We start from the raw sequence: 354 nt of genomic DNA on the forward strand, positions 1-354 counted from the left end.
CAAGATGCCGGGAAATACAAAAACATCCCGGCATCACATTATTTTATGCAGTGATAGTTTTTTTCTTCCAGCCAAATTTTTCTATTGCTATACGTAAATTTTCCGGAGGATTTAATTTTCCCAACTGTTCATTATTAATATATTCATATATTCATATATTTATATATTCATATATTTATATATATTGATTTTGCCATTCCGGAGGATTTTCATCATTCTTGTTCTAATTTTTAATTCATTACCCATCTTTTCTTCAAAAATCTTAATGACATAACCCGGAAGTTTTTTACAATTTCATTTGTTTTTTCTTCATTACCATAAACATATCCTAACTCATTAAGATACAGCTGTTCG

1 pseudogene is annotated in these 354 nt (G+C 28.0%); it reads right to left on the bottom strand.

Features of this window, described 5'->3' with window-relative positions:
- Positions 1-43 precede the first annotated feature (43 nt).
- Positions 44-354: pseudogene (locus tag RTW80_RS31815) on the bottom strand (DNA-binding protein); the annotation flags it as partial.

This window comes from Escherichia sp. AM3 (genome assembly GCF_032029835.1).
Lineage (GTDB): Bacteria > Pseudomonadota > Gammaproteobacteria > Enterobacterales > Enterobacteriaceae > Escherichia > Escherichia coli.